Origin of the sequence: Pectobacterium sp. CFBP8739 (assembly GCF_013449375.1) — a bacterium.
GTDB lineage: Bacteria > Pseudomonadota > Gammaproteobacteria > Enterobacterales > Enterobacteriaceae > Pectobacterium.
In genome coordinates this window covers 200,619-213,694 of sequence record NZ_JACDRR010000005.1, presented here as the reverse complement: position 1 = coordinate 213,694, position 13,076 = coordinate 200,619, and the positions used below count along the sequence as shown (strand labels likewise).

Sequence of the window (13,076 nt, the reverse complement as noted above, 5' to 3'; positions counted from 1 at the left end):
ACTATTTGTTTATCGGCGTCTTTTTTTTGAACTTTAGTTACACAGATGTAAACAAGATAGTGGCATTGGGGGCCTGTGGTCGTTGAAGTGTACTTGCCCTATTTCATCAGATTAATTGCGGTTTGATGAGGGGTTGGCTCTAGGTTTTTGTGCATGTTAAAACCGGTGATTTGGAAGCCATTTTTTTCATATAACGCTTTGGCAACCGGATTATGTGCAGCCACTCTTAGCCCGATTTCGCCAATACCTAATGCTGTGAGTGCGACGTCCATCGCGGCAAGTGAGGCTTTACCGAAACCACGCCCCCGCCACGCGGGCAGAAGGCAAAAATCAGAGACCCAGGCGGCGTGTTCTTTCAAAACTACCCACAAGTAGCCAATGATGACGCCTGAATTATCTGAGGAATGAATGCACCATAACTTATTGGCTCTCGTATGAATGCCCTGCGGTAGCGCAATATCGATCGATTGCGTGGCGATAGCCCTCGCCTTTTCCTCGTCATAGCCCCGGGAATCCTGTAAGTCCTGAGCATATTCAAGAATAAAAAACTGCCGATATTCAGGGTAATCCCCCTCGGCCATATCCGTTAAATTTACCATTGTGTTCACTTTCCCAGTTCAGAGTAACGACCAGTCTCGCAACCGTGATTTATCACATCACTGATGATCAACGTAATCAATAGCGTGGAACAATTGCGCGGTTCTGATAACACAAAACGGAACTGCGTAGAAACATCAGGGTATGGTATCAGATACCGTTCTGACCGAGCGTTCACGGGCGGAAGACGAACAGACAAAAGCCAGAACCACCATGAAAAGAACTGGCAGCATGGCGATGCGTAACCCCGCATTTTCGCCAACAAAGCCCAGCGCAGGCGGGCCGACGAGAAAAGCAAAGTAGCCCAGCGTTGCGGCAATGGTGACGCGAACGGCGCTGTTTTCTCCGCTGCCCGCGGCGGAAATGGTGAGCGGGAACCCCAGCGATGCGCCAATACCCCAGAAGATAACCGCAGCGGCAGCCAGCAACGGTGCATCCGAGAAAATGACCAGCGTCAGACCGAGTGCGGCAGACGCGGCGCTGAAGCGGAGCATATTGACCTTACCGAAGCGATCGACAAAATACCCGCCGGCAAAGCGACCCAACGTCATACCGGCAGTAAATCCGACATAAACCAGCGTTCCCGTCGTGTGGCCAAAGTTGTGACCATCGATCATCAGTAATGGCAGCCAGTCGTTGGCAGACCCTTCTGCCAGCGCCATCGCAAGAATCACCACGCCGAGAATCAACAGGCGGCTGTCTTTAAGTTCGTTGAAGACCTGAGTCTTGTAGTTTCCCTTTTCCTCTTGCTCCGCGCTGGCCAGGTCGCTCAGCCAAGGCATTTGGCGCATCAGCACGATCGCGGTGAGTATCGACAGGGCCACGACGACGATAAAATGCAACGTCGTATTGAGGCCGAAAGCCGTCATCGCCATCCCTGTCAGCGCACCGACCAACGTCCCCAGACTGAAAAAACCGTGCAGCGTGGTCATCAGGCTTTTATTCAGGTGCTGTTCGAACGCCGCCCCTTCAATGTTGATGGCGATATCAACCAGGCCGACACCTGCGCCGAAAATCAACAATCCCATAAAGGCGCTGGGCGTGCTCTGAATCGAAAGTGAAACGGCCAACACAAGGAGCCCAAGCAGAAGCAGCAGGAACCCGCTGGCCATGGTTTTACGAATGCCAAGGACGTTAATGACCTTCCCTGCGCCCAATACGCCAAGCATAGAGCCACATGAAAAACCAAACAGGATCATACCCATCGTTTCCGTTGAAGCATTCAGAACATCGCGCATCACAGGCGTTCTGGTCACCCAGGTTGCCCACGTAAAACCGGGAATGAACATCAGCCCGAACAGTGCAAATTTATTGATAGCGGGTTTTGCGGTCATCGTTTTCGTCATCTTTATTTAAACAAATTCGTACACATGTACGAATAACTATCGCACGAATATATGTCGTTTTGCACCTGTTTAATTGCGTTCTTTTTTAACGGAGAAGAAGCTTGGAAAGATCGCTCCAGACGGGATCAAGATGTGAGTTTTATCACCGTATTGAGGATGTCTTCGCGGCTAACGGCTTCATTATTGAGATAATTATGGATCGTATACCCTTCAATCATGGCATCCAGTGAGCATGCAGTCGCGATACTGAAATGGAGATGAAGCGATTTTCTACTGCGCGTCATCCACTCCTGCAAGATAAGTCGGTACTCCTCTTTCCGCGAGGCCAGTGCGTAGAGTTCAAAGCTTAATGTCAGGTGACGCGGCGTCGCCCAGATGTCTCCACAGATCAGATCAACCACGGCTTCGCGCGCGCTGTCGATATCTTTTGCCTGCTTGAGGCGGACACGGAATGCCTGTGAGATACCATCAACCATATAAACGAACGCGCTGCTCAACAGCAATTCAATACTGCTATAACGATAGGTCAGCGTCCCTGGAGATAACCCGGCCTGCTGCGCAATTTTGCGGTAGGTTGCCCCTCTCACGCCGTGATCCAGTATGACTTCCAGCGTGGCTTCAAGAATTTTGCTTTGCGTATCTTTGCCATCCTGTGTTGCATCGTGTGATGGTGACGTCATCTTGTTTCCCCTTAGCTGGCAATCCTGACTATCGTAACCTTTATAACAAAAAAAGCCGCCAGTGGATTCGCTCCCACTGGCGGCTTATGGTAAACGAAAAGCGGCTTAGCCTTTCAATTTACTGTGGTATTCACCTTTCAAGGTATTGATTTCAGCTAACACTGCTTTGGCTTCGCTCAGTTTACCGGCATCCGCCAGAGCCTGTGCGCTGTCAACTTTTTGCAAAATCTTATCCAGACCTTCCACATAGGCTTTTCTGTCTGGGCCATCGGCAGGTTGTTTAGCGAAATCAGGTGGCACCTGCGTTTTAGCATGCTCGACGTGCTCACGGAATGTGCTCAACGCCGTTTTCAGCGCGGCGGCATCATCCGCTTTAGTTGCGGCGGTATAGCTTTTCTGCATACCGCGCATATCTTCCGACGTGGTAGCGTTTGCCAAAACAGGTGTCAGCAAACTACCGGCCAACAGCACAGAAAAACAGATCTTGGTCATTTTATTCATTTTGAACTCTCGTTTGTGTTCCACAGCACGACATACTCAGAGAATCTGGCCTCCACAAGCCGGCCAGCCCAATATTGCTCTTGTTATATTGCGTCCTACGCCATGACCTGATTACATCGTAATGGCTATTCTGATTTTATGGTGATTACTGTAAAGATGTTAAATTATTTTTAATCGTTTCGCTTTTTTTAATTGTATAAATGTAAATAGGCTTACCGGGACGACTCCGGCAAGCCTCAGTGATAGCGCCATAGAGAAGCAGGCCGCATGCGCTGCGCCAATCGGCACTTCCGGATTCTTGCCGAGCTTGCTTTCAAAGCGGGTATTGAAGCCATAAGGTTGCTGTTGCAATGCACCACTTTCCGTTGAGACGGTGCCTTTAACCTGCTTAATATCACCTTCCTAATGCGCATGCCCTTTAAACCGTAGAACACATTCTGAATAAATCCAAATCGATTATTTACCCACATAATTATTTCACGCTATAGAAATAAACCCAGTGATATATTCACTGCTTTACTCTTTTAAGATAAAACCTATTTACCTATTTATACAAAAGACCGATTATTTAGGTGCCAAAAAATGGATTTCCGTTTTGGTGATTTTATTTTTACCACTCACCTATGTTATTAATCTTGAATCATATTGGATGTGAAACATGAATAAAATAACTTCATTAGCCTTATCTGCGTTATGCATTATTCCCCTGATAAATACCGCTCATGCACAGTGGGAACTGGACGACATCTGTTACGGCTATGCTACCGCAACAGGTTCTGGCTATCAGGGGGGCGCCCTTTTGCTGGATCCCATCCCACAGAACATGGAGATTACCGCGTTAAATCGAAGCCAGTTGGATTATCGTGGTGTTAAGGCGTCGCTCGCAGGTGCCTACCTGAAAGTTAACGGGCCCAAAGGCAGCACGGTGGTTTATGTTACCGATCTCTATCCTGAAGGTGGCGATTGTGCATTGGATTTATCGTTTAATGCCTTTGAGAAAATAGGCGATCTACGGGATGGAAAAATTAATATCGACTGGACGCTGATCGAAGCGCCGGTAAATGGCAACGTTATTTATCGTATAAAGGAAGGGTCAAATCCTTATTGGGCTGCGGTGCAGTTCAGGAATGTAAAATATCCGGTTATTGAGATGAAATATATGCGAAATAACCAGTGGATTGCTGCACAGAAAACCGATTATAACCACTTTATTGTTGAACATGTTGGAATGAACGATATTCCCATTGAATTTACCGACGTAAAAGGTAATGTCCTCAGCGATACGCTGCCGCCGATGTCCCAAAGCACTTCATCCGCTTATCTAATCACGGGCAACGTTCAACTTTAATCCTCACGGTCTTGAGGGAGGCTGACGTCGCGCAGCGTCCCTCGTTTTCGCAAATCACTAATGAAAGAGAATGCATCATTTTTATCAGTATTTTCATCACATTAGCTGGACGTTATCTGCTGCACGTGCGTACTCATTGTGTTTCCCACTTTTTCTATTGCTCAAATATTTGTTAGTTTTATCACTTCTTTAAGCGTTTGATTCGCCATCATTCGCACTACAGTATACCCTGTCGCAGATTACACTCTATTTTCTGCTTTAGGCATCATTACAAAAGGTCTCTTTTGCGTGGCAAAATTATTTTTACGTAGTGGAAGTTTGGATGATTTTCTGGCGCTGGGCGAGAACGGGCAGCCAGTTTATGCATCAGCACTTCAATTGCGGGAAACGTTACGTCTCAGAAAACAACAGCAGATTGCCGATTGTCTGGCGATTCCCCAACCCAACGAGCATGGCGACCGTATTGACTGGTATTCGCCGATTGACGGTAAGGTCACCTCCTGGATTGCCGCGAGCGAAGAAGAACGAGAAAAAGCGCTGGCGTTACTGGAAACCTATCAAGCTGCGGTTGCTGACATCAGCCATCGTGCGCAAAATGCAGAGAAAGCTGGGCAGAAACTTTTCGGCGTCCTGCTGGCAAAAGCGATACAGTTTCCTGGCGCGAACCACGTCTATCTGGTTGATGGAAAACCAGTTTTAACATTCTGGGGTTTCGTTAATCTCGATAAAAAATCCCGTCTTGATGCGCTGGATTGCCTGCGGCCTGTCATCAAGGAAGCAGAACCACTTATTGTTGCCCCCACGCCCGTAGCAAGCGCACCAACGCTACCGTTAGTCGATCCCATTCCCGAGACGAAACCGCAGCCAGTCAGTCCACCGGAACCCGTAGAGCCAACGCCTGCACCTGTCGCCGCGGCAGCAGCCGTGCCTGCTCGCCCGCCGTTCTTCCGTTTATGGTGGCTGTTACCTGCCGCTGCGCTGCTAGCGATTCTATCATTGCAAATACGCGGCTGTGTGTCTGGGCAAGATGACAAACCCGCATCCGATTTAGCTGCAACGGTCAAACCGGAAAAACGCGCCCTGCCTTCTTCCACACCGGCTGAACCTGCGCCGCAACAAGAAAGCGCACCGGTTCCACCTGTCCCAGAAAAAGAAGTCGTGAAAGTCGCTGAGCCATCAGTCGCTACAGTACCGGCTGCTGCTGCACCTGTAGCAGAAACGGTGAAACCAGAAGCCCATGCAGCCACTGAACCGAAAGAGCCTGTTACACCGCCGACTGAACCGGTTGTGGAGCAAGTGCCAGCAATGCCTGCGGGCAAAGATGATTTAGTCATGCCAGCCGACGCGGTGAAAATTGGTTCGATCAAATTCCTGAATGGTAACTGGCGCGTCATTGTTGATGGCAAAGCACCAATTACCGGCAGGCCGCCTAGCCTGCGTTACCAGATTCAAAATGGAAAAGGTACCGCGCGAATTACTCATGGTGACGGTGTCACGTGTCGCGCCAATGTTGAAGCAGGGTTAATGAGCTCTGGAAATCTGATCATCAACAGCCGTTCTGGTGCACGTTGTTCCGATAATTCTCGTTTCCAAATGCCAGAACTGGTCTGTAAACAAGGCGCTTCCGGCGCTGCGGCGGAGTGTATTGGTCGCTATGACGAAAACACCGTTTTCCCGATGACGATAAAGCGCGAGAGTAAATAATCATGTTGGCGACGATTACCGATTATAAACAACGCATTACGTTGATTCAGGACAGCGGGATTCAGTTTCTGGATTTTGCCTTAAAGCCGCAATTTTCGGCTGAACAACCTAACTGCTACGTACGCAAAAGCGCCAACGGGCCCTTGCTGCACCTGCTTTACGATGCGCATACGGACAAATTCCTGCTGCCTTCAGCCACAGGGATGCCGCCGGAAGTGGTGAAGCCAGAGTTGAGCATTTCGCTTGAGCAATCGCTGAAGCTGCTGGAGAACATCTGGCTGCCGCTGCCCTTTTTCCGTTTTAATCCGCCGCGCACCTTTATGGGCGGGCCGGATAACTGGGCGCGGATGCAGATTCTGGCGTTGGATACGCCCGATCAGGACGGCAATACGCACCGCATCTGTCTGGCATTCGATACCAAGACGTATCCGGAAGGCCACGAATACGAGTCACTGGCGCCGAATGCCAATGACATCAAAACCGGCGGGAGCTTCGCGCTGGCTTATCACAGCGACGAACTGGGGGAATTCCTTGATGAGACCTGGGTCGACGGCTGGCTGCGCGAAGTCTTTACTCAGCGGGTTAAAGCGCTGGAAAACCGCGATAGCCACGATGTGAAAGTGGCGCTCAGAGGATTTGAATATCAGGCACATTACCTGAATGTGTTGGATATGCTGGGCAATCAGCTAGAAATACCGGAAATTCGCATCAATACCAGCACGTTGCAGGAACCGGCGGTCAACGTTGACCTGATTTTGGACGTCGGTAACTCACACACCTGCGGCATTCTGGTTGAGGATCATGCAGACGAAAGCAACGGCCTGAAACAGACTTATGAACTGCAGTTGCGCGATCTGAGTGAGCCACATTATCTGTATAACGAATTGTTCGAGAGCCGCGTTGAATTTTCACAGGCGAAGTTCGGTAAAGAAAACTTCTCTGTAGAAAGCGGCCGCGATGATGCCTTCATCTGGCCGTCGATCACCCGTGTTGGACGTGAAGCCAGCCACATGGCGCTGCTGCGTCAGGGAACGGAAGGATCGAGCGGTATTTCCAGCCCGCGTCGCTATCTGTGGGATGAAGAAAGCTATGCCCCAGGCTGGCGTTTCAGCCAGACGGACGCGCATTCGCAGACTGAACCGCTAGCGACAGCCATGCCGTTGACCATCATGTTGAATGATGAAGGTCAGCCGCTCTACAATCAGCCGCTTGAAGATCGTTTACCGGTGTTTTCGCCGCACTATAGCCGCAGTTCGATCATGACCTTCATGCTCTCCGAACTACTGGCACAGGCGCTTATGCAGATGAACAGCGCCGCACAGCGGTTGAAGATGATCCACAGCTCTGCGCCGCGCCAACTGCGAAATATCATTCTGACGTTGCCTTCCGCGATGCCGAAACCCGAGCGGGAAATTTTCCGCCGCCGGATGCATGAAGCGATCGCGCTGGTCTGGAAAGCAATGGACTGGCACCCGATGGATGAGGATTTCACCACACCAGCCGACAAGAAGCAGAGCCGAGTTCCGGTGCCTGACGTGCAAATCGAATGGGATGAAGCCACCTGCGGACAAATGGTTTACCTGTATAACGAAGCACAGGTTAATTTTGGCGGCCGTGCGGAAGATTTCTTCGCCAGTATGGCGCGCCCGGATAAAGAACTCGACGAAGGGGAACCCGTAGGCAAAACGCTGCGCATCGCCTCAATCGACATCGGCGGCGGCACTACCGATCTCGCGATTACCCAATATCTGCTTGATGACGGCGTCGGCAACAACGTTAAAATCATTCCTCGCCTGCTGTTCCGTGAAGGTTTTAAGGTCGCCGGCGACGATATTCTGCTGGATGTGATTCAGCTCTATATCCTCCCTGCGCTACAGGCTGCGCTGAAAACCGCCGGACTGGCCAGCCCGGATGCGCTGATGGCGAAGCTGTTCGGCAATGAAGGCCGGATGGACGCCCAGCTTACGCTACGCCAGCAGGTAACGTTGCAGGTCTTCATTCCGATTGGCCGCGCGATTCTGGAAGCCTATGAGCGCTTTGATCCGCTGGATACCAGCGCTGAAATCGAATCCACTTTCGGCGAATTGCTGGAGCAGGCGCCGACGGAAAAAGTGCTGGAATACATCAATACGGAAGTGCAGCGTGAACTGCCGGTTAGCGATAGCGTATTCGATATTTTGCAGGTGCCTTTCATCCTCAAACTGAGCAAGCTGCACGGCGAATTCCTGTCGAACAAAATGAACATCACGCAGAATCTGCGCCTGATGTCTGAAGTGGTGTCGCTGTATTCGTGCGATGTACTGCTGCTGACTGGCCGCCCTTCGCGCTTCCCAGGGATTCAGGCTCTGTTCCGCCACCTGCAACCGCTGCCAATTAACCGGATGCTGTCTCTGGATGGGTATCACACTAATGACTGGTATCCGTTTAACAAACGTGGACGTATCGATAACCCGAAATCCACCGCGGCCGTGGGCGCGATGCTGTGCCTGCTGGCGCTCGATCTGCGCTTGCCGGGCTTTTACTTTAAGGTCGGTGATTTCCAACCTTATTCGACGGTACGCTACCTCGGTATGATGGACAGCAACAACGCGCTGACGCTGGATAACGTGTATTACAGCGATATCGATCTGGATGCGCCGGATTTCGTGTTGGATCCACAACATAGCTTCCAGGTACGTGGCTCACTCTGCCTTGGCTTCCGTCAGTTGGACAACGAGCGCTGGCCGGCTTCCTCGCTTTATATGCTCTCGATCGTCGATCAGGATTTAGCTCGTAAAGTCGTCGGCGACAGTAAACTGCGCGTCCGACTAGCTGTGACGAAGAGTGACGATCAAGACAGCCCTGAGCGCTTTGAAATTGCCGATGCCGTGTTGGAAGACGGTACCCGCGTTCCGCCACAGCATCTACGACTCAAATTGAACACATTATCCGCTAACGGTTCAGGAGCGACCCATTATTGGATCGATAGTGGGAGTGTATTTAAAAAATGAAACGATTAACGCCCAAACAGCTTTCTACCCGACTCCACGGCCAGCTGCAGGCCGTCGTGCAAGGTGTTGAACAGGCCATCGGCTGGGTTGAAACCACACGCCAGAACGCTCCGCGTCTGGATATCGAAGCCGATCGTCTGATCGTCAAACTGCGCCGCAATCACAATAAAGCACAGCATCTGTCCGATGTGGCGCAGAAAGAGATTGCCATCGGCTTTTTTGGCCTGTCTCAGGCGGGTAAATCTTATCTTATCGCCTCGCTAGCTGGGGGGGAAAACGGCAAGCTGGAAACCTCGTTTGAAGGACAACAGCTGGATTTCATCGAAAATATTAATCCTTCTGACCGAGCCACTGCCCTTGTCACACGCTTTAGTCGGCAGTCGGGCGTGAAGAACAAAGCCTTTCCCGTTCAGTTGCAACTTCTTAGTGAACTGGATATCGCTAAGATCATGGCTAACGCGTTTTTGAACGATCTCAATCAAGAGACAACGTTTGAAGAGCTGGATGAGCGCCATACTGCCGAGCACATTAAAACGCTACTGATGCACCGCCAGCCGGCCCCCGTTGAAGGGATGAGCCGCGATGAAGTGGTCGAACTCTGGGACTACCTCGCGCGTCACGACGTCAAACGGCAAAAACAGCTGGAAGCGCACTTCTGGCCCGTGGCGATTGAATTAGCACCTTATCTCACCGTTGACGATCGTGCTCAACTCTTCTCCATACTGTGGGGGGAATTGAATTCGCTGACCGCTGCATATCGCCATTTCAGCCACACGCTGCAACACCTGTCCGGTACACGCAAGCTGTTAGCGCCGCTGCGGATACTGGTAGATGATGACTTAACTCCAGCAAACGGCCTGATCGATGGTTCGGCGCTGGAACGGTTGCACAGCGCCAACGATCCCAGCGTGTTGGTGCGGCCAGTGCAGAATGGCCGTGCGGGGAAAACGACTGAGCTTTCATTGGCTGAGCTGACGATGCTGACGGCTGAACTGCTTATCCCGCTGCATTTACCGCCAAAAGAAGCGCTGTTTGAGCAGGTTGATGTGCTGGACTTCCCCGGCTTCGGTGAGATTCACGAGACGCGGAATGAGCCACCAGCAAGACAGCAAAGCACACTGCATCCACTGGCGCACACGCTATTGCGTGCGAAACGTGCCTATCTGCTGGAGCGCTATACCGACAATCAGGAAATGAACGTCCTGATGGTATGCAGCGCCGCTGGCAATCGTGGCGACGTTAAGGTGGTCGGCAAGGCATTGGACCACTGGGTTAAACAGACTCAAGGTGAAAATGCACAGGTGCGTAGCCACCGTAAACCGGGGCTGATTTGGGCGGTCACCCGTCACGATCGTCGTATTACACACGGACAAAACTACGATGCCGCGGTACAACGCTATGTCGGTAATCCGGGCGATGCCTGGGGAACCATGCTGGCGATGGACAAACGTGGCGTAGCGCGTATGGCAACGTGGTTGGGAACTGAAGTTCATCGGGATGTCAAACTGGGGCGCATCAGCGAACAGCTTAACGAACTGCAACGTGAACTCAACGATAACTTGCTGGGTAACTGGTATCTGCCCGTTGATGTTGACGATCCCGCAGAAAAACAGCGTATCGCAGAGACCCTGCTCAAATCGCTCCAGACCCGCACTGGCGTACATGGCGAACTGCTGGAGCGGCTGCTGCCTTCGCGTGATGAACTACGCCGTCTGTATCTGCAACAGCAAGGAGCAAACTATGGCGGTTTCCACGCTGATACCGAAGACCTTTCCGCCCCGTTAGCCAATAGCGATCCGTTTGGCGTCGGGATCGAAATCGATCTATTTGCCGATGAACCGATCGCGCTCGACCAGCCTGCAATGCCGGTGTTGACCGTCGATCATGGTTATGAGGCCGACTACGCGCACGGCGTTTATCGTTTCTGGATTAACCATTTACGCAGCCTGCCAGAGAATGCCCCGCTTCTCGAACTGCTGAATGTGCCAAAAGCAACGATCGAAATGCTGGTCGAAGAATTGATCACTGGCAGCATCCGTTTGCGGATCGAAGAGGCGCTGGTCGATATGCTGGTTGATGGTGAGCAGTTGGGCATCAACCGCGAGAATAAAGCTGACCGTCAGGTTTCACGCGTGCTGACCATTCTCGGTGACTTTGTCGCCTGGCTCGGCTTCCAGCAGCTTGATGAATCCCTGCGTCCTGCCAGCCGCATCAATCGCGGTCATAAAATTTTCGCCAAACCCGAGAAACAGGCAGTCAGTTTTGGCGCTTCTCAACGCTTAACCAAACTGTCGCTGACGCCCACCAACAATACAGCGTTCTATATCTATGACTGGCTGGTTGGCCTAAATGAGATGATCATCCAAAATGCCGGCTACTCCGCTGCGCGGGAAGTCAGCGCGGAACAACGTGAACAGTTGGGAGCGATTCTGGCGCTGATTAAGCCCGTAGAGAAGTAACGTATTGATCCTTAAGTCAGTAGTGCGTGATTAAGACAGGTGCGATGCCGCAAGGCATCGCACATTAACAGAGCAATCTTTATAAAAAACGTGGTTAGCGAATTGCGCGTTTTAGTATACGGTTAGCGCTGCTCAGGAAATCATCGGCAACCTTATTCACCTCTCCATTGCCGTAATCCAGTTTTTGCAAACTACTCGTCCACAGTTGAACCAGCTCCTGATTTTCCATAAACGGCGAAACAGGCACCTTAGAGGCCGGTTGCTCTGCTGCCGCCCGATAAGCATTCGCTAACAGATTACCAGCATTAATCACCCCGATGTCTTCCAGCAGTTTTTGTGCTTTCGGATTAGCGGGCATCCCGTTTTGTAGCCCAAGCGCTTTCACGCCTTCCGGATTACTCAGCATGAAGCTCATCAACATTGCCGCTTCTTTAGGGTGCTTACTGTTCTTGCTGATCGCAAACAGCGAAGACGGTTTGCTCGTCAGCCCTGAATCTTTGGCATTTGGCATGGTGATGAATGGCCCAGTTTCCAATATCACTTCTTTCGGCATATTACTGGAATAGGTGTAGATGGCCGAATCCCACAGGTACATACCGGCTAACTCACCGTTAATCCACGGACGAATTTCATAGACATTAGTGCGTCCAAACGAGGAGAAATAGCGCTGATCGGGTATCACATGGGAATCAACCAGCTTTTTATAAAAACCGAAGAGTTCCCGTACCTGATCGCGGCTATAGGTAATGCTCTGCTTCTTCTCATCGATGAGGTCAATGCCGTATTTCTGCGCCATGTAGCTACGGCCGAGCGTGAGGATATCCAACACATCACTAGCCCCTTGGGCCACGCCAAGCGGGTAATAATTGTCGCCCAGTTTCTGTTTAAACACCGGTCCGGCGGCAAACAGTTCGTCCCAGGTTTTCGGGTAGGCAATGCCCGCTTTGTCCCAGGTGGCTTTGTTGTAAATCATGCTACGGGACGTCATTGAAATCGGGAGACCTTGTAGCTTCCCTTTCACATCCGAGGTTTGCAGGTAGTTAGGCGGGAAATCTCCCAGCGTCAGAATCTCTTTTTGCTTATTCAAATCATAAAAGCCGTCGCCATTGCGGGAAAACTGCGGCAGCCAGTTCCAGTCAATACGGATAACATCCGGCTCCTGCCCGCCAGCCATCTGGGTTGACAGACGGGAAAGGTAACCGTCCCAGCCGGCGTATTCGGCTTTGACGGTAATCGTCGGATTGGCTTTTTGAAACGCGCTAATCGCCGCGAGTGTCGCCTCGTGTCGTTGGTTACCGCCCCACCAGGAGATGCGGATCTCAGCAGCATCAGCAGAATGAGAAAATGTTGCGCCGAAAGGAAGCGCAGCACAGAGCAGGAGTAGGTGAGATAAGGTGTTCCGTGTTTTCGCCATAATAAAACCCTTATAATAGTATTCGGAGGTTTCCACC

9 protein-coding genes and 1 pseudogene are annotated in these 13,076 nt (G+C 51.2%); 4 read left to right on the top strand and 6 right to left on the bottom strand.

Going from position 1 to position 13,076, the window contains the following annotated elements; genetic code table 11:
- Positions 1–98: 98 nt before the first annotated feature.
- The 5 genes and pseudogenes from H0247_RS01720 to H0247_RS01700 form a co-directional block, all read right to left on the bottom strand.
- Complete coding sequence (locus H0247_RS01720; RefSeq protein ID WP_180740968.1) at positions 99–599, bottom strand: GNAT family N-acetyltransferase; 501 nt, start codon at positions 597–599, stop codon at positions 99–101.
- Positions 600–734: 135 nt separating this feature from the next.
- Positions 735–1,931, bottom strand: a complete 1,197-nt coding sequence (locus H0247_RS01715) for an MFS transporter (RefSeq protein ID WP_180740967.1) — start codon at positions 1,929–1,931, stop codon at positions 735–737.
- A gap of 137 nt (positions 1,932–2,068) precedes the next feature.
- Entirely contained in the window at positions 2,069–2,623 is a 555-nt protein-coding gene (locus H0247_RS01710; RefSeq protein WP_180740966.1) for a TetR/AcrR family transcriptional regulator, read from the bottom strand.
- A 105-nt stretch (positions 2,624–2,728) separates the two neighbouring features.
- Positions 2,729–3,124, bottom strand: a complete 396-nt coding sequence (locus tag H0247_RS01705) for a cytochrome b562 (protein WP_180740965.1) — start codon at positions 3,122–3,124, stop codon at positions 2,729–2,731.
- Positions 3,125–3,325: 201 nt separating this feature from the next.
- A pseudogene (locus H0247_RS01700) lies at positions 3,326–3,517 on the bottom strand (OsmC family peroxiredoxin); the annotation flags it as partial.
- A gap of 265 nt (positions 3,518–3,782) precedes the next feature.
- On the opposite strand from H0247_RS01700, the gene H0247_RS01695 reads away from it, so the two are divergent.
- From H0247_RS01695 to H0247_RS01680, 4 genes are all read left to right on the top strand, one after another.
- Positions 3,783–4,472, top strand: a complete 690-nt coding sequence (locus tag H0247_RS01695) for an expansin EXLX1 family cellulose-binding protein (protein WP_180740964.1) — start codon at positions 3,783–3,785, stop codon at positions 4,470–4,472.
- Positions 4,473–4,760: 288 nt separating this feature from the next.
- A complete protein-coding gene (locus H0247_RS01690) occupies positions 4,761–6,176 on the top strand; it encodes an SrfA family protein (protein ID WP_180740963.1) in 1,416 nt (471 codons plus the stop codon).
- Between the two features lie 2 nt (positions 6,177–6,178).
- Positions 6,179–9,166 carry a virulence factor SrfB gene (locus H0247_RS01685; RefSeq protein WP_180740962.1) on the top strand — a complete coding sequence of 996 codons (2,988 nt, stop codon included), beginning with the start codon at positions 6,179–6,181 and terminating at the stop codon, positions 9,164–9,166.
- Positions 9,163–11,625: a putative virulence factor gene (locus H0247_RS01680; RefSeq protein WP_180740961.1), complete on the top strand. Its 2,463-nt coding sequence runs from the start codon at positions 9,163–9,165 to the stop codon at positions 11,623–11,625. The genes H0247_RS01685 and H0247_RS01680 overlap by 4 nt, the downstream gene beginning before the upstream one ends.
- Before the next feature lie 94 nt (positions 11,626–11,719).
- Here the strand turns inward: H0247_RS01680 and H0247_RS01675 are convergent, their stop codons facing one another.
- Positions 11,720–13,039, bottom strand: coding sequence for an ABC transporter substrate-binding protein (locus H0247_RS01675; RefSeq protein ID WP_180740960.1), 1,320 nt, complete (start codon positions 13,037–13,039; stop codon positions 11,720–11,722).
- Positions 13,040–13,076: the final 37 nt, after the last annotated feature.